The sequence below is a fragment of the Acinetobacter sp. WCHAc060033 genome (assembly GCF_004209125.1).
Taxonomy (GTDB): Bacteria; Pseudomonadota; Gammaproteobacteria; order Pseudomonadales; family Moraxellaceae; genus Acinetobacter; species Acinetobacter wuhouensis.
Genome location: NZ_SGSW01000014.1, coordinates 70,492 through 86,464 on the forward strand (window position 1 = coordinate 70,492; position 15,973 = coordinate 86,464).

The following is a 15,973-nucleotide window of genomic DNA, read 5'->3' on the forward strand; positions in this document are numbered from 1 at the left end:
GTTGGGTTTTTTATCGCCTATATAAAGATAATAAAATTTAAATTCGGATGTTTGCTCTTAAATTCTTCAAAAAGAAAAGAATAATCGCAGAAATAAAACAATATTAATCGACTTTAATACATAAAAGTGTAAATTAAATCACAAAACAAATTAAAATAAATCATGGTCAAAAACTCAAGGAATGAATTTTGCAGCTCAAGAAAGGTATTTCAATTATTGCATTTATTTTCTTTGCAACAATATGTGGAGTATTGATCGCTATTTGGGTTTTTAAGCATTTTAGTATCTATATTCCTTTAGAGAATCAGGCGGTTAGTATTGACCTGAAAGCCCCGTTACAAGCAAAAGTACAAATACATGATGCTTTAGATGTCGATGTCACAGGTAAAGTAAACGCGGAAATTCCAATCAATGAAAAACTGAATGTGCCGATTACACAGACTTTAACACCACGAGTATATTTTGATAACCAAGTTCCAATAGAAACGACGATTCCTGTAAAAGAAATACTTAAAATTAATCAAGATATGCCAATCGATACTAAAGTCAAAATTCAAGTGTTGGGTAAAGATATTACTTTACCACTTAAAGGTACGATTCCGATTCAAATGGATGTACCCATTGACTTACAAGTTCCATTAAAACAGCAGGTTCATTTAAAGTTTGATGCACCAGTCAAAACTGTGCTTAAGGAAAATTTACATGTGCCACTGGTAACAACATTAAAAGCCAATATTCCGATTCAAGGGCATTTAAATGTTCCAATTAAATCAGCACTTGAAGCAACTGTGGATGTGCAAAATACCTTACCAGTAAAAATAGAAAAAGGGCAACTCACCATCCCACTCAATAGTTTACGTTTATCTCGAAGTATAGAAGTAGCAAATAATTCTAAAAAGCATGATTTAAGAGAAAACATGACGAAAGCGGATACTTCACAATCCAATGTTGTGAAATAGGATATTTGCGATGTGGATTTTTAATTCTTTTCGAAACTTACTGCTCGCATTTATAAGTGTAGTGCTTTTGATTGCGATCAGTGTTTGGTTATATCTGAATATACAAGCGTCAATGTATGTATCTGCACAACACGCTCAAATCAATTTACCAGATTCTTTACCCACTAAAATTCATGTGGGAAATTATTTAGAAACCCAAGCGAAGGGTGCATTAGACACAGAGCTGAATATTGATCGGCAATTAAACCTACCTTTGCAAGGTAAGTATTTAGCAGGTTTGGCGTTTGAAGTTACGACACCAATTCAAGTTGATATTGATTATAGTACGACCATTCAAATTTCAACGGTAATGCCTTTAGAGACCACAACAGATTTGGTTTATCAAAATAAATTACTGCCTAAATTTCCTTTAAAATTAGATATTCCTGTCAAACTAGCTGTTCCTTTTCAATTGAAACGACGATACCAAGTTCCAATTCGAATCATGTTTAATGGAAATGTTTACTTTGAATTTGATGAAGTGGCGCATTTGTACGTCAAACATCGCTTAAAACCTATTTTGAATATTAATGATCCGATGACAATGAAAAAAATAGCTGTGTTTAATGCCACGATGTACAACACTCAGCGTCAGTCACTTGCTGATTTAGAAATGAATATTGATTTACCTGTAAAAAATATTCATCCATAAATATTTAAAATCTAGCGACTCTCTTATAGAGAATGACTCTATAAGAGAATGCAATTGATTGATATACAATGTGATTGCTGAAGAAATCTATTAATTTAATAAAGCTACTTATTCAATAAAGTTACTTATTCAATAAAGCTTTCACTTGATCTTGAATACTTGTAGTTTTGCGACCAATCAAATTTTCTAAATCGTTACGGTCGCTAAACATTGCACCTTTTGCTGTTTGTACATCCGCATCCACAATCACTTCGACCAATCCTACAGGGAGCCCAGCTTCTGTTAATGCTTTGCTATAGTCATTTGCGCTGATGTTTTGATATTGCACGGATTTACCTGCAGCTAAACCAATAAATTGTGCTAAATCGGTAAGGGTAAAACTGGTTGAACCAGCCAATTCATAGATTTTATTTTCATGACCATTTGACGCTAAAACTTTGGCAGCAGCTTCTGCATAATCCTGACGAGAGGCTGAACTGATTTGCCCATTTTCAGCACTGCCATAAAGTGTTCCAACATCGGCAGTATGTTGAACATTCGCAAGATAATTTTCGCTGTACCAATTATTACGCAAGAGGGTGTAGTGCAAACCGCTTTGTTGGATTAGCGCTTCTGTTTCGCGATGTTCTTGCGCCAATCCCAATTGGTTTTTATCCGCATTGAGTAAACTGGTATAAGCAATATAAGGCACATTTGAGGCAACTGCTGCTTCAATCACAGCTTTGTGCTGTGGCGTACGACGACCAATTTCATTGGCTGAGATGAGCAATAATTTATCAATTCCAACGAGAGCAGGTGAGAGCGTTTCAGGTTGATCATAGTCGAATAATCGTAACTCAATGCCTTGTTGTTTGAGTGATTCAGCTTTTTTAAGATCTCGTACTAAGGCGATAATATTATTTGCTTCAACTTGTTTAAGTAATTCTTGAATAACCAAATGTCCGAGTTGACCTGTAGCACCTGTGATTGCAATTTTCATCATTTCACCTTTATCCATATTAAAATTGGATGTTTTTTAAACTTGATGCTATTATCTTAATTATTAAACTTACAAAATGTAAGTACATACCTAAAAGTAAGCTTATAACTGAGCGGAGAGAATTGATGAGCATCTATGCTTCAAGTCATTTAATTGGACAAGTTTTATCCAGTGAATGTCCTTCACGAGAGATATTGGAACACCTTACCAGTAAATGGTCAGTGCTGGTTTTGCGTTGTTTGAGTGATGGTGTGCTACGTTTTAGTGAGTTGCGTAATCGTATTGAAGGTGTGAGTGAGAAAATGCTGGCTCAGACCTTAAAAGTGTTAGAGCAAGATGGTTTGGTTTTACGTACAGTTTATCCTGAAGTTCCACCTAGAGTAGAGTATCAGCTCACGATTTTGGGTGCGCAAGCTGCTGAAAAGTTAAATTATTTAATCGGATGGATTGAACGTAGTTTGCCTGATATTTTAGAAAATAAGCAAAGACTAGCCAAATAAGCTGTTTGAAAATTTAAGCTTTAAATGATTCATGATGGCTTAAATTAGTCAGTCATAAGCTATGCGTGCTTAATAAAAGCCCTAGATGCTAAATGGAATGATATTACCATCTGAAAATCATTGTTAGGGCAAATACTTAATCAATATCATTGCAATATACAATTTACTGTAATGCAAATTGCAGGAGTTATATTTATTCCTAAATGTTAATTACTTAGTGTTAAGTTTAGGCTTTGATTTTAAATACATTAAACCTGTGATGATTGCACCAATCGTCGCCAAGAACATATCTTTATGTGCATCCCAAATGTCGCCTTGCTGACCATTATAGTTTTCAGCTTCTTCTGGTGATAAGCCGATTGCGATCCACCATTCTATCCATTCATAAAATAAACTGGTTGCCATGACAAATTGGATGACCAATAAAAATAATACTTTAGGTTTTAGACTCGGTAACCAAACTTGGAAAAGACGATAGAAAAATGGATACAGGAATAATCCATAGAAAAAATGCACAAAACGATCAAACATATTCCGTGTCCAACCCATGGCTTGATTTAAATCAAAACCTAAATATTTGATTGCCCAATCATTATAAGGCACATAGGAATAGAGATAATGCGCTGCAATCACATGAATAATTAAAAATCCAATATAAAGTGCAAATGAAGAAAAATTCAGCCCGATTTTTTTTAAGCAGTAGAATAGGGCTATGAGCATCAATACTGTACCAATTTGATGCAACATATAGGATGGGTATTCTAATGGATTGATGCTGGCTAAAATAATTGCGATTGCAAGTACAGCAAGTATTAGCCAATGTTTTTGAGTAAGAGAATGGTAAATCATTAAGTATTTTTTCTTAAATTTATTGTCAGCATTGTAATCAAAATATAAACAAAATGCGAAATTTTAAAAACCTTATATTTCGAGTGTTAAATATTCTAAATAGATTATGACAAACTTATTTTGTATGTGGTTTAACCACTTTTAGCAACCAATCTAGGTTTTTAGCAATCGAATCTATTACACTGTATTTTTTTGAAGTTAGGGATTAGGCGTGGCTTTGATTGAAGCATTTGAGGCAAAACAAAATTGTTATTTTAATTATGATTTTGAAGAGTTGTATCAATTGACAGATGATTTTCCTGAAGAGCTTTCTGTGTCTTTACGTGGCATGTTGTACCGCCATGAAATCCAATATCCTGATGCAACGTATTATATTTATTTCAGTGATATTTTAACGGGTGAAGAACTCGAAAAAATGAAAGCGGATTGGCTACGTTATTGTCCGATGTCTTAGTTGCAAAATCAATAACTGATATTACACATTTGAAAAATGAAGTATTTCTGTTCAAATTGTATTAATATTTCTCAGCGGAGTCTTGCATCAAAAGTTTTGATTTAGGGACTTGCCTTCGGCTCGACCTACTTTTTTTTCGGAAAAAGTAGGCAAAACCATTGTCATCCACAAAACTCGTCCACTACCGTCAAAATATCGTATACATCGCAGAAACATATCTAATTAAAAGTAGTCTGGCCTCAAACACTTGTGGATGACGTTATCGCGTATCCAATTTTATCTAGAAACAACAGTACTTTTTATGTTACTGCGTCACATCAGTTAATAATATTTATAAAAATCCAATAAAAAACGAAGCCGAAGCTTCGTTTTTTATTTTAAACGGGTTTAAAAATTAGATTTTAGAAATTAAATCTTTGATTTGTTTTGCTTGTTCAGCAGCATTACCTGTATATGTAGCAGGTGTCATTTCGGCTAAACGAGCACGATCCGCAGCAGGGACAGCTGAAAGTTCATTACCATTGACGAAATCAACCATCATGTCACGTGTCATTGCTTGACCACGTGTTAATGCTTTTAATTTTTCGTATGGTTTTTCAACGTTATAACGACGCATAACAGTTTGAATTGGTTCAGCTAAAACTTCTTGAGCATGATCCAGATCTTCAAGAATACGAGCAGCATTCAATTCAAGTTTACCAATCCCTTTTAAGCAAGCTTCAAAAGCGATTAAGCTTTGTGCCAAACCAACACCCATGTTACGAAGAACAGTTGAGTCAGTTAAGTCACGTTGCCAACGAGAAATTGGCAATTTTTCACCTAAGTGCGCAAGTACAGCATTCGCAATACCTAAGTTACCTTCAGAGTTTTCGAAGTCAATTGGGTTGACTTTGTGCGGCATTGTTGAAGAACCAACTTCACCTTCTTTCAAACGTTGTTTGAAGAAACCTAAAGAGATATAACCCCAAACGTCACGGTTAAAGTCGATCAATACTGTGTTGAAACGACGTAAAGCATCGAACATTTCAGCGATATAATCGTGTGGTTCGATTTGAGTGGTGTACGGGTTGAACGTTAAACCTAAAGATTCAACAAATGCTTGTGAGTGCGCAGGCCAGTTGATTTCTGGGTAAGCAGAGTAGTGCGCATTGTAGTTACCGACTGCACCGTTAATTTTGCCCAATAATTCAACTTGGTTGAATTGTTTGATTTGGCGAGCTAAACGGTAAGCCACGTTCGCCATTTCTTTACCTAAAGTTGTTGGGCTTGCAGTTTGACCATGTGTACGAGACAACATTGGTTGTTCTGCATGAGTTTCAGCCAAGGCAGCAATCGCATCAACGATTTGTTGCATAGATTCAACAAGCACAGCACGACCATTTTTCAACATTAAAGCATGTGAAAGGTTGTTGATGTCTTCAGAAGTACATGCAAAGTGAATGAATTCACCCGCATTTTTAAGTTCTGCGATATCAGCAATTTGTTCTTTCAAGAAGTATTCAACTGCTTTTACATCATGGTTGGTTGTGCGTTCAATTTCTTTAATGCGGTTGGCATTGTCTTCAGAGAAGTTTGCAACAATTGCATCTAAAGCAGCGTTAGTTTCTGCTGAAAATGCAGGAACTTCAGTGATTTCAGGACGGTTAGCAAGCGCTTGTAACCAACGCACTTCAACTGTCACACGAGCATGGATTAAACCAAACTCAGAGAGGAAAGGACGGAGTGCATCACATTTGCTAGCATAGCGTCCATCTAATGGAGAAAGTGCGGTTAAAGCGTTCATAAAGATTCCCTAAACTTTGGAATTAAACGTAAAACTGAAAAAACTGTATTGAACATCAGTTATACAACCTGATATTGAAGTCGAGCAAGATCTTGAATATCTTGGAGAAGTTTACGCTTGCTAAAGATCATGTTCCATGAACTTCCACCAAGCTGACGCCAAAGGTGCGCCATTTGTAAACCTGTAAATAAGCTGGCACGAATGCGATTGGTATGTGACGAGTCTTTAAATGCTTCTGCATTACCACGTACTAAAATTCGAGGATTAATTTGACCTGCGGTATCGACATAGGTCTGCGCTAAATTGGCAATAATACTGGGATGTAAATAATTATGATCAAAAAATGACAATTGCTTTAATATTTTTTGTTGGGATTGCTCAATGATTTCTACAAATTTCGGATTGTTATACACCTTTTTTTCCAATGCTAATAAGGACATTGCATAAGACATAGGTAATTTTGCATTGGCGAGTTTAGGAATACGAGATTTAGGTGATGTTGAAAAAGGTTGGGTAATGCTACTTTCTAAGGTTTTTAAACCCAGTGAAATATCAGCAAGTTGATGAAAAAAATCTAATGTTTGTGCTGATTTATTATCGGAAGGGCGGATATTTAAGCTGGCTTTGATGAGTTGTTCAAAATAGAAATTACCACTTTCACCAATACTTTGACGACCTGTCATTGCAGTCATGTGCGTCAGCTGTGTTGCTTGGAACACAGCTGCTAACGCCAAAGCTTTGTTTTGGCGTTGATTCAAAGTTTGAGGCTGTTGAAAGGGCAACTCAACCATGCCTAAATTCCTTTAAATAAATTGCAATGATTAACACGTCTTTATTCAATAAAATCAGGTTTTGGTGCATTGGTATGATGAATCACACCACCACCTAAACAAACTTCATCGACATAGAACACAACACTTTGTCCAGGTGTAACAGCACGTTGTGGTTCATCAAATTCAACACGAACACCATTTGGTGTATCTGTATCTTTATAAATTGTACATGCTTGATCAGGTTGACGGTAACGAGTTTTAGCCGTGCATCGGAAACCTGTTTCAGGAATCGCTTGCTCGCCTGCAACCCAGTCAATCGCTTCTGACCATAAAATGGTACTTTGCATCAATGGATGCTCATGACCTTGACCAATCACGAGGCGATTATTTTCAATATCCTTATGTAGAACAAACCAAGCACCTTCTTCAGCACCTTTAAGTCCACCTAAGCCGATACCGCCACGTTGACCGAGCGTATAGTACATTAAGCCATGATGTTCACCAACCTCTTTTCCTGTATCTAGGACAATTTTTCCGGGTTGAGCAGGTAAATATTGCTTCAAGAAGTCATTAAAACGACGTTCACCAATAAAACAAATACCCGTTGAATCTTTTTTCTTGGCTGTGACTAAACCGAGTTCTTCCGCAATTTTACGCACTTCAGGTTTTTCAATTTCACCGACAGGGAACAAGGTTTTGTTAATTTCACGACCATGCACGGCATGCAGGAAATAGGTTTGGTCTTTGTTATTGTCCACACCACGAAGTAATGGCGCATATTCCTCACCACGTGAGTTGGTTGCTGTTTCACCACGACGGCAATAATGCCCAGTTGCGATAAAGTCAGCACCTAAGTTCACCGCATGATCGAGGAATGCACGGAATTTGATTTCTTTATTACAGAGAATATCTGGATTCGGTGTACGACCTGCTGCATATTCAGCAAGGAAATGTTCAAAGACACGATCCCAATATTCCATCGCAAAGTTTGCTGTATGGAGTTTGATGCCAATTTTGTCGCAAACCGCTTGCGCATCCGCAAGATCTTCCATTGCCGTACAGTATTCCGTGCCGTCATCTTCTTCCCAGTTTTTCATGAAAAGTCCTTCAACTAGATAACCTTGTTGAAGAAGTAGTGCAGCAGAAACAGATGAATCTACACCACCAGACATACCGACGATGACACGTTGTTGCATAGGACTAGGCATCCAAATTTGAAATTAAAGGAGAATTTTGGTGCTCATAAACGAGCGAAAGTGGGTATTTTTGCCCAGAAAGTGCATCTTGTACAGCTTTAATCACCAATGGACTGCGTGCGCGTGCAGATTCTACTAATTCTTCAAGCGTCATCCACTTCGGACCAATAATCCCTGTATCCAGTTCTGCCTCTGGAAAATACTCAAGTACATGGGCTAAAAAGCAAAATCTAAAATAGGTACGATCTGGAAACATCGGCGGGGTATAGGTATAGATTCCGAGTAATGAATCGACCTCTACTGCATGTCCAGTTTCTTCCATTGTTTCACGAATTGCTGCTTGGATGATAGATTCACCACATTCCACATGCCCCGCAGGTTGATTGAACACTGTGTGTGTCACACCTTCGGTATGTTCTTCTACAAAAAGAAATTTTCCGTCTTTTTCGACGACAGTCGCGACAGTAACATGAGGTGTCCAAGTGGTCATAACCAGCACCGTGGGAAATAAAGCGATATTCTACAAAATTTTAGACGTGGTGGCTATGGTGGATATTTCCTATTCACATTGATCAGTATATTTTTAAATCACAATATAAATCAGTTATTAAAGAATTTGGTTTAGTTTTTATTAAATTTTATATTAGATTAATTAAATTAAAAATTTAAATAATTCATATACTTGTAGTTTAACGTGTGATAAAAAATACTCATGCTGGAGTATTTTATGAAAATTAATAGATATTTATGTTTTTCACTGGGTATTCTTTTAAGCCAAGTGACTTTTTCGGGTGAGTTATCAGAATCGTTACAAGGTTCACCGAAACTGAATGTCAATCTATATGCGTTTGCTGCGGATGTAGATGGAAAGATCAGTAAAGGTAAAGTGAATTATGATGTAGATCAGCCTTTTAAAGAAACTTTAAAAGATTTAGATCGTTCTTTTATGGGACATGTGGATCTAAGCAAAGGCAAATGGGGAATTTATGCAGATCTACAAAAAGTAGAAACATCACAAGAAAAAAGTGTCATGCATATTCCTATAGCATTGGGGACGAAATTAGATCAGCGCAGTTATGGCATTTACTATCAAGCTTATATTTCACCTGAAAAGACAGCAAAAAACCAAGCAAAACTTATTGTTGAACCTACACTTGGTACACATAGAACAAAAGCAGAAGCAACACTTGCTGTTCTCAATCAAGGGATTGATGTTCATGCAACTTGGGATGAGTTCTTTTGGGGTTCACGCTTTAAATATAATTTTGACTCATCGTGGAATTTAGCTTCAGAAGTGACTTTTGGTAGTGAAAATACCATTTCTGCACAAGCTTATATCGGGTATCGAATTCTAGTTTTAAGCCGAGACTTAAATCTTAGAGCGGGCTATCGTTATTTTGAACAAGACTATAAATCGGATCATTTTCATTGGGACATTCGTCAACATGGACCAGTCATCGGTATAAATTTACCTATTTTCTGAGAGGGACTGAAGTATGAATAATGCGCTAAAAAAAGTATTGTTTGCAGCAGGGCTTATGGTCGCAGCAGAAGTCGCGACGGCTTGTACACGCGTTGTCTATTTGGGCAATAATGATGTAATGACAGCACGTTCTATGGATTGGAAGAGCGATGTCGGAACAAATCTATGGATTTTGCCAAGCAAGGTAAAGCGTACAGGTATGGCAGGACCACATTCCATCCAATGGACGTCTAAGTACGGTAGTGTTATTGCAACAGGCTACGATATTTCCACAACAGATGGTGTCAATGAGAAAGGTTTAGTTGCAAACTTATTGTGGTTGGTCGAGTCTGAATATCCAGATGTAAATAAGAATAAAAAACCACCTTTAAGTATTTCATTATGGGCACAATATGTCTTGGACAATTATGCAACTGTGAATGAAGCGATTGCAGCACTTGAGAAAGAACCTTTTATGGTTGTGACCGATCAAGTGCCTGGTGAAAAGCGTTTAGCGACCTTACATCTATCTATTTCTGATTCAACTGGTGATAGTGCAATTATTGAATATATTAATGGACAACAAGTGATTCATCACAACAAAAAATATCAAGTGATGACGAACTCTCCAACTTTTGATCAGCAATTGGCATTGAATACCTATTGGAAACAAATTGGTGGTACAACCATGTTGCCTGGTACGAACCGTGCAGCGGATCGCTTTGCAAGAGCTTCATTCTATATTAATGCTATTCCAAAAGATGCGACACCTGAACACTCTTTAGCAAGTGTATTCAGTGTGATACGTAATACCTCAGTACCGTTTGGATTAAATACTGAAGAGGAACCGAATATTTCTTCAACTCGTTGGCGTACTGTGGTTGACCATAAGCGCGGTTTATATTTCTTTGAATCTGCTGTATCACCAAACGTATTTTGGGTAGACTTAAAAGATATAGATTTTAAAGATGGTAAAACCAAAAAACTGGAGTTAGGTGTCGATCAAGCGAAAGTCTATGCGGCTAAGGCAAACTCTTCGTTTAAAGTGACTCAACCTTTTAAGTTTTTGGGCATCCAATAGGGCATCAACATGATCAATAAACTTTGGTATATTCCGCTAGCTGCGCTGCTTATCACAGGTTGTGCATCAAATTCGGTTAACAACACATCAAATTTGGGTACTCAAGGACTGTTAATTTGTCAGCCGAATGAAATTTGTCCAATCGTTACTGTGGTTTGGAACGAAGCGCACAAAGATATTTTAAAAGTGAAGCTGAGTTTAAATAGTGCTTATACGAAATATAATATTGAAAAAGTTGTATTTAGTGATGGTGTGAAAAGCCATTCATTTAATGCAATTGGACCAACTGAAATTGATTTTGCGTTCAAGGCGAATCGTTCACGTAATAGTGTATTAGTGCCAGTGAATGTGATGGCTGATTTTAGAGGCTCTCAAAGTGTATTTATGGAGATTCATACCGATCAAGGCGTAATTACGCGATACTTATTGAAAGATAATGTGAAAGCTCCTGTATTTGAAGAGCTGAGCAAATATTATAAAGTTTCGAAATAATGAATTGAGCAAGATCAAGTCATTTGATGTGTTTAAGTGTGCAATTTCATTGTATGTAATGGAATTGCACACCACCTAAAATAAAAATAGTTCGCCTGTTTATACAATTTTTAATATATCTTAATGTTTTGAAGCTTAAGTCTTTTTTTGTTCAAGCATTCATGTTGCATGATTTTAATCATGTTGGCTTTGGGGTGAATCATTAAAAATAGTAGATTATTTCAAAAAGTGTATTGAAATTTGGACAATCAATCCGCATCTTAATAAAAAAGCATTTAATCAATATTTAAGAGAATACAAATTCTATGTTATTTCATTTACCTAAAGCGCCTGCTGAGATTCGTATCAGTCATTTAAATGCCCGAATCAATGAGCAAAGAAAAAGAATCGCGCAGACTACTGCATCTAAGTTAGAGCTTTTGCAACTCACGCAACAACTTGTAAAAGAAGCACGCGCGCGTAAAAAGAACAATCAAAAAATTTATATCCTAGATTTTAAAGGTGATGTTCAAGCTTCTGCGGTTGAAAATTTACGTGAAGAAATCACGCTGATTTTAGCGACTGCAAAAGCAGGGCGTGATCGTGTTGTGGTACGTTTAGAAAGTCCAGGCGGTATGGTGCATGGTTATGGCTTGGCAGCAGCACAATTGGTACGTTTACGTGATGCAGGGTTTAACCTTACGATTTGCGTAGATAAAGTGGCTGCCAGTGGCGGTTATATGATGGCGTGTATCGCCAATGAAATCGTTTCAGCACCATTTGCTGTGGTGGGTTCTATTGGTGTGGTTGCACAGCTACCGAATTTCAATCGTTTACTGAAAGAACATCATGTTGATTTTGAGCTTTATACAGCAGGTCAATTCAAACGTACTGTGACCATGTTTGGGGAAAATACCGAAGAAGGCAAAGCTAAATTTGAAGAAGAATTGCAACAAACCCATCAACTCTTCAAACACTTTGTGGAAAAATATCGTCCGCAATTGAATGTTGAAAAAGTAGCAACAGGTGAGCACTGGTATGGTGAAGATGCGCGTGAGTTAAACCTTGTCGATAAATTACAAACTTCGGATGAGTATTTACTTAGCCTATTGCCACAACATGATGTGTATGTGATTCAAACTCGTCGTAAACCGACTTTAGGTGAAAAGTTAGGGCTTCAAGCCGCTCAAATGGCAGATGCTTTGATTCCATCTGTGGTGAATAAGTTAATGAATGAAGTGACGAAGTTAAATTCATCATTGCCGATGTTTAAAGACAATAAATTTTGATGATTGATTGAGAAATTGATCGTAAATAAAAGAGTAGGTCAGTTGCCTACTCTTTTTTTATGTAAATGTCTTCACTTCAAAACACCTTATTGACAAAATTGCCCAAAAAAACTGACCTTATGCGGTCATGACAAGTGTTAAAAAAATGATTAGCATGCTTGTGATCATAAAATCAAAAACTCGGATACAAAGGAATATAGAAAATGTTGGCATATGATGCAGATTTAGAATTATTCAGAGATAACTTTAAACGCTTTATGAGCGAAAACATTGCACCACATTATGAGCAATGGGAAAAAGAAGGCTTGATGCCACGTTCAGTTTGGACACAATTGGGTGAAAATGGTTTCCTTTGTGTCGATGTGCCTGAAGAATATGGCGGTTATGGTGTACCTACAGAGTATTCTTTGATGCTGATCGAAGAATCAGCACGTGCAGGCTATGGCGCTTTATCTACCGCGATTTCTTGCCATTCTGAAATTGCAGCACCCTATATTCTACATATCGCCAATGAAGAGCAAAAACAGTATTGGTTGCCAAAAATGGTCGCAGGTGAAGTTGTTGGTGCGATTGGCATGACTGAACCGGGTGCGGGTTCTGATTTACAAGGTATGCGTTCATCGGCAATTTTGAATGGCGATCATTATCTACTTAATGGTTCTAAAACCTTTATTTCAAATGGTCAACATGCAGACTTGGTTGTTTTGGCAGCAAAAACTGATCCACAGGCACGTGCTAAAGGTGTTTCACTTCTACTTGTAGATACACATTTGGAAGGCTTTAAAAAGGGTACGAACTTAGACAAGATTGGTTTACATTCTCAAGATACTTCAGAGTTGTTCTTTGATAATGTCAAAGTACCAGCCAATCAATTATTGGGTAATGCAGGTCAAGGCTTTGCTTATTTGATGCAAGAATTACCACGTGAGCGCACTGCGATTGCTGCAACAGCTTTGGGTGCGATTCGTGGTGCGATTGATGTGACAACGCAATATGTACAAGAGCGTCAAGCTTTTGGTCAAAAAGTGAGTTCATTCCAAAATACTCGTTTTGTCATGGCGCAAGCAAAAATTGACGAGTTAGCAACGGCTGCATTCTATAACCAAAACTTAGCTTTATATAAAGAAGGCAAATTGGATGTAGAAACTGCGGCAGCATTAAAGAGCTTCAGTTCAGATATGCAAATGAAAGTGATTGATAGCTTACTTCAGCTATTCGGTGGTTATGGCTATATGACTGAATATCCAATTTCACGTTTCTTTGTCGATGCTCGTATTCAGCGTATTTACGGTGGAACCAATGAAATCATGAAAGAAATTGTTGCGCGTGGTGTTTTAGGGCGTTGATTGAAAGAAATGGATAGAAGTTATTTCTATTGAGTTAATAGACTTCTTGTGAGAGTCAGAAAATGTTTAAATTTTAGGCTGAAAATATATTCAAAAGCATACTGGAAGTTCCTTCTCCCTTTGGGAGAAGGTTAGGATGAGGGCTTTAAAATAGAGAACCTCTCCCTAACCCTCTCCTGAAAGGAGAGGGAACATTCAATATTGCTCTAGATCTCGCTTAAAATAACTTTTATAAGAAGTTTAATGAAGAAAGCTACTTCTAAGCCCTTAAAACCGTTAAACATTCACGAATAAAAATAGGTAGCTCTTGGGTAGAGCGTGAAGAAATATACAAGTTATTGTCATTCACCACATCATGATCAAATATCACCGCACCTGCATTTTTTAACTCTTGAATCATGGTTTCAATAGACGTCAGTCTGCGCCCAATGGCAATTTGCGCATCAATCAGCAAATGTGGACTATAGCAGGATAGAAAGATCGGTTTTTGTGCATTGGCGAAACAACGTAGATAATCAATAAAACGTTCATCTTTTTTAAGATGGTAAGGGGATTGACCACCCGGAATCATCAGCGCATCAAAATCTTTAACTGAAATATCATCAATACCTAAATCAATACTGACCGAAGATTTACGCTGTTGGCTATAAACAATATTGCCTGCTTGTTTTTCGATATTACGTACAGAATGACTTGCCGCCCGAAAGGCTTCGACGGGATGATGATATTCGGCATCTTCGAAGTCATGGGTGATGAGAACAGCGATTCTTTTATTCATATTTTATGACTCGATCTGCACGTTATTCTATTTATCATAAATCTCAATGAATAATTTTCTATAGGGGCTTTGTAAACTGCTTTATCTTGTGGGTGATATTGCTTTAAACATTATTTTCGGATGAAGAATAGACCTGCTTAAAAGCAAGATAAAAGCAGTATTGTGCAACAAATTCGCCTGAACTATTGTTATACTGTGGACGTTTTAAAGTTTAAACGACTTGTGATTCCAGACTTTTAAAAGGGCGATATAACAATGATCAACGATGATCAAAACACGACTTCTCTCGATCTTGCTCAAATCCGTGAAGATATTGACTCAGTAGATCAGCAACTTCAACAACTGATCAACCGCCGTGCGCGTTTGGCTGAAGCAGTTGCAAAAGCAAAATTTGCCGCAGAAGAGAACCCGTTGTTTTATCGTCCTGAACGCGAAGCACAGGTGTTACGTAATGTAATGGAGCGCAATGAAGGCCCATTGTCAGATACCACGATGGCACGTTTGTTCCGTGAAATTATGTCTGCATGTTTGGCACTCGAAGCACCACAAAGCATTGCGTTCTTAGGTCCAGTTGGAACTTATACCCATTCAGCAGTGCTTAAACATTTTGGTCAAGATGCTGTGGTTCGTCCATTGCCAACCATTGACGAAGTGTTCCGTGAAGTGGAAGCGGGCAGTGCGCACTATGGTTTAGTGCCTGTCGAAAATTCATCTGAAGGTGTGGTCAACCATACTTTGGACTGCTTTAAGGCATCACATTTAAATGTGATTGGTGAAGTTGAATTGCGTATTCATCACCAATTCCTGATTTCTTCAAATACCCGTAAAGACAGCATTAAACAGATTTATGCGCATCAACAAACGCTTGCGCAATGCCGTAAATGGCTCGATGCACATTATCCAGGTGTTGAGCGTGTTGCACTTAGCTCAAATGCTGAAGCGGCGCGCCGTATCCGCAATGAATGGCATTCTGCTGCGATCGCATCGGATGTTGCGGCAAGCATTTATGATTTAGAAATTTTACACGGTAACATCGAAGACAATCCTGAAAATACCACACGTTTCCTTGTAATTGGTCGTGAGAAAATTCCACAAAGTGGTAATGATAAGACTTCATTGCTTATTTCTGCGCATGATCGTGCAGGGGCGTTATTGGAAATTCTTGCACCATTTGCAAAACACCAAATCAGCTTAACCAGTATTGAAACCCGTCCTGCATTGCCTGAGAAATGGGCTTATGTGTTCTTCATCGACCTTGAAGGGCATGTGGAACAGGATAATGTCAAAGCGGCAATTGAAGAAATTCGTCCGTTGGTCAAAGAAGTGCGTGTTTTAGGTTCTTATCCTGCTGCTGTACTTTAA

The 15,973-nt window shown here is 37.5% G+C and carries 17 protein-coding genes; 10 read left to right on the forward strand and 7 right to left on the reverse strand.

Annotation, left to right across the window (positions count from 1 at the left end; genetic code table 11):
- The first annotated feature begins 185 nt into the window (after positions 1 to 185).
- Positions 186 to 959 carry an MFS transporter gene (locus EXE10_RS08255; protein ID WP_416346101.1) on the forward strand — a complete coding sequence of 258 codons (774 nt, stop codon included), beginning with the start codon at positions 186 to 188 and terminating at the stop codon, positions 957 to 959.
- Between the two features lie 10 nt (positions 960 to 969).
- Positions 970 to 1,650: a hypothetical protein gene (locus EXE10_RS08260; RefSeq protein ID WP_130113039.1), complete on the forward strand. Its 681-nt coding sequence runs from the start codon at positions 970 to 972 to the stop codon at positions 1,648 to 1,650.
- A 121-nt stretch (positions 1,651 to 1,771) separates the two neighbouring features.
- Here the strand turns inward: EXE10_RS08260 and EXE10_RS08265 are convergent, their stop codons facing one another.
- Positions 1,772 to 2,629, reverse strand: a complete 858-nt coding sequence (locus tag EXE10_RS08265; RefSeq protein WP_130113040.1) for an SDR family oxidoreductase — start codon at positions 2,627 to 2,629, stop codon at positions 1,772 to 1,774.
- Positions 2,630 to 2,754: 125 nt separating this feature from the next.
- Between EXE10_RS08265 and EXE10_RS08270 the strand changes: the two genes are divergently transcribed.
- A complete protein-coding gene (locus tag EXE10_RS08270; RefSeq protein ID WP_130113041.1) occupies positions 2,755 to 3,129 on the forward strand; it encodes a winged helix-turn-helix transcriptional regulator in 375 nt (124 codons plus the stop codon).
- 210 nt (positions 3,130 to 3,339) lie between these two features.
- Here EXE10_RS08270 and EXE10_RS08275 read toward each other — a convergent pair whose 3' ends face one another.
- Entirely contained in the window at positions 3,340 to 3,978 is a 639-nt protein-coding gene (locus EXE10_RS08275; protein ID WP_130113042.1) for a DUF2238 domain-containing protein, read from the reverse strand.
- Positions 3,979 to 4,189: 211 nt separating this feature from the next.
- Here EXE10_RS08275 and EXE10_RS08280 point away from each other — a divergent pair, with 211 nt between their 5' ends.
- Entirely contained in the window at positions 4,190 to 4,432 is a 243-nt protein-coding gene (locus EXE10_RS08280; protein WP_130113043.1) for a hypothetical protein, read from the forward strand.
- 394 nt (positions 4,433 to 4,826) lie between these two features.
- Here EXE10_RS08280 and purB read toward each other — a convergent pair whose 3' ends face one another.
- Genes purB through EXE10_RS08305 form a run of 4 tightly spaced genes read right to left on the reverse strand, consistent with a single transcriptional unit; the run spans position 4,827 to position 8,674 of the window.
- Entirely contained in the window at positions 4,827 to 6,215 is a 1,389-nt protein-coding gene (gene purB, locus EXE10_RS08290; protein WP_130113044.1) for an adenylosuccinate lyase, read from the reverse strand.
- Between the two features lie 59 nt (positions 6,216 to 6,274).
- On the reverse strand, positions 6,275 to 7,006 hold the full coding sequence (gene hflD / locus EXE10_RS08295) for a high frequency lysogenization protein HflD (RefSeq protein WP_130113045.1): 732 nt from the start codon (positions 7,004 to 7,006) through the stop codon (positions 6,275 to 6,277).
- 41 nt (positions 7,007 to 7,047) lie between these two features.
- Positions 7,048 to 8,184, reverse strand: a complete 1,137-nt coding sequence (gene mnmA, locus EXE10_RS08300) for a tRNA 2-thiouridine(34) synthase MnmA (protein WP_130113046.1) — start codon at positions 8,182 to 8,184, stop codon at positions 7,048 to 7,050.
- A 4-nt stretch (positions 8,185 to 8,188) separates the two neighbouring features.
- The gene (locus EXE10_RS08305; RefSeq protein ID WP_068972804.1) at positions 8,189 to 8,674 is read right to left on the reverse strand and encodes an NUDIX hydrolase; all 486 of its coding nucleotides are present in this window, start codon (positions 8,672 to 8,674) and stop codon (positions 8,189 to 8,191) included.
- 237 nt (positions 8,675 to 8,911) lie between these two features.
- On the opposite strand from EXE10_RS08305, the gene EXE10_RS08310 reads away from it, so the two are divergent.
- The 5 genes from EXE10_RS08310 to EXE10_RS08330 all read left to right on the forward strand — a co-directional run bounded on the left by EXE10_RS08310 (position 8,912) and on the right by EXE10_RS08330 (position 13,833).
- Positions 8,912 to 9,667: a hypothetical protein gene (locus EXE10_RS08310; protein WP_130113047.1), complete on the forward strand. Its 756-nt coding sequence runs from the start codon at positions 8,912 to 8,914 to the stop codon at positions 9,665 to 9,667.
- A 13-nt stretch (positions 9,668 to 9,680) separates the two neighbouring features.
- Positions 9,681 to 10,727, forward strand: coding sequence for a linear amide C-N hydrolase (locus EXE10_RS08315; RefSeq protein WP_130113048.1), 1,047 nt, complete (start codon positions 9,681 to 9,683; stop codon positions 10,725 to 10,727).
- 9 nt (positions 10,728 to 10,736) lie between these two features.
- Entirely contained in the window at positions 10,737 to 11,219 is a 483-nt protein-coding gene (locus EXE10_RS08320) for a hypothetical protein (protein WP_068972807.1), read from the forward strand.
- 305 nt (positions 11,220 to 11,524) lie between these two features.
- Positions 11,525 to 12,487, forward strand: a complete 963-nt coding sequence (gene sohB / locus EXE10_RS08325) for a protease SohB (protein ID WP_068972808.1) — start codon at positions 11,525 to 11,527, stop codon at positions 12,485 to 12,487.
- Between the two features lie 203 nt (positions 12,488 to 12,690).
- A complete protein-coding gene (locus EXE10_RS08330) occupies positions 12,691 to 13,833 on the forward strand; it encodes an acyl-CoA dehydrogenase family protein (protein WP_068972809.1) in 1,143 nt (380 codons plus the stop codon).
- Positions 13,834 to 14,092: 259 nt separating this feature from the next.
- Here the strand turns inward: EXE10_RS08330 and EXE10_RS08335 are convergent, their stop codons facing one another.
- Positions 14,093 to 14,611 (reverse strand): DJ-1/PfpI/YhbO family deglycase/protease, encoded by a 519-nt coding sequence (locus tag EXE10_RS08335; RefSeq protein WP_068972810.1) that lies wholly within the window; start codon positions 14,609 to 14,611, stop codon positions 14,093 to 14,095.
- 255 nt (positions 14,612 to 14,866) lie between these two features.
- Between EXE10_RS08335 and pheA the strand changes: the two genes are divergently transcribed.
- A complete protein-coding gene (gene pheA, locus EXE10_RS08340) occupies positions 14,867 to 15,973 on the forward strand; it encodes a prephenate dehydratase (protein WP_068972811.1) in 1,107 nt (368 codons plus the stop codon).

Excerpts from the sequence above, each read along its gene's own strand:
- EXE10_RS08260 (WP_130113039.1), top strand. The coding sequence starts at position 970 with ATGTGGATTTTTAATTCTTTTCGAAACTTACTGCTCGCATTTATAAGT.
- EXE10_RS08265 (WP_130113040.1), bottom strand. The coding sequence starts at position 2,629 with ATGAAAATTGCAATCACAGGTGCTACAGGTCAACTCGGACATTTGGTT.
- EXE10_RS08270 (WP_130113041.1), top strand. The coding sequence starts at position 2,755 with ATGAGCATCTATGCTTCAAGTCATTTAATTGGACAAGTTTTATCCAGT.
- EXE10_RS08275 (WP_130113042.1), bottom strand. The coding sequence starts at position 3,978 with ATGATTTACCATTCTCTTACTCAAAAACATTGGCTAATACTTGCTGTA.
- purB (WP_130113044.1), bottom strand. The coding sequence starts at position 6,215 with ATGAACGCTTTAACCGCACTTTCTCCATTAGATGGACGCTATGCTAGC.
- hflD (WP_130113045.1), bottom strand. The coding sequence starts at position 7,006 with ATGGTTGAGTTGCCCTTTCAACAGCCTCAAACTTTGAATCAACGCCAA.
- mnmA (WP_130113046.1), bottom strand. The coding sequence starts at position 8,184 with ATGCAACAACGTGTCATCGTCGGTATGTCTGGTGGTGTAGATTCATCT.
- EXE10_RS08305 (WP_068972804.1), bottom strand. The coding sequence starts at position 8,674 with ATGACCACTTGGACACCTCATGTTACTGTCGCGACTGTCGTCGAAAAA.
- EXE10_RS08310 (WP_130113047.1), top strand. The coding sequence starts at position 8,912 with ATGAAAATTAATAGATATTTATGTTTTTCACTGGGTATTCTTTTAAGC.
- EXE10_RS08315 (WP_130113048.1), top strand. The coding sequence starts at position 9,681 with ATGAATAATGCGCTAAAAAAAGTATTGTTTGCAGCAGGGCTTATGGTC.
- EXE10_RS08320 (WP_068972807.1), top strand. The coding sequence starts at position 10,737 with ATGATCAATAAACTTTGGTATATTCCGCTAGCTGCGCTGCTTATCACA.
- sohB (WP_068972808.1), top strand. The coding sequence starts at position 11,525 with ATGTTATTTCATTTACCTAAAGCGCCTGCTGAGATTCGTATCAGTCAT.
- EXE10_RS08330 (WP_068972809.1), top strand. The coding sequence starts at position 12,691 with ATGTTGGCATATGATGCAGATTTAGAATTATTCAGAGATAACTTTAAA.
- EXE10_RS08335 (WP_068972810.1), bottom strand. The coding sequence starts at position 14,611 with ATGAATAAAAGAATCGCTGTTCTCATCACCCATGACTTCGAAGATGCC.
- pheA (WP_068972811.1), top strand. The coding sequence starts at position 14,867 with ATGATCAACGATGATCAAAACACGACTTCTCTCGATCTTGCTCAAATC.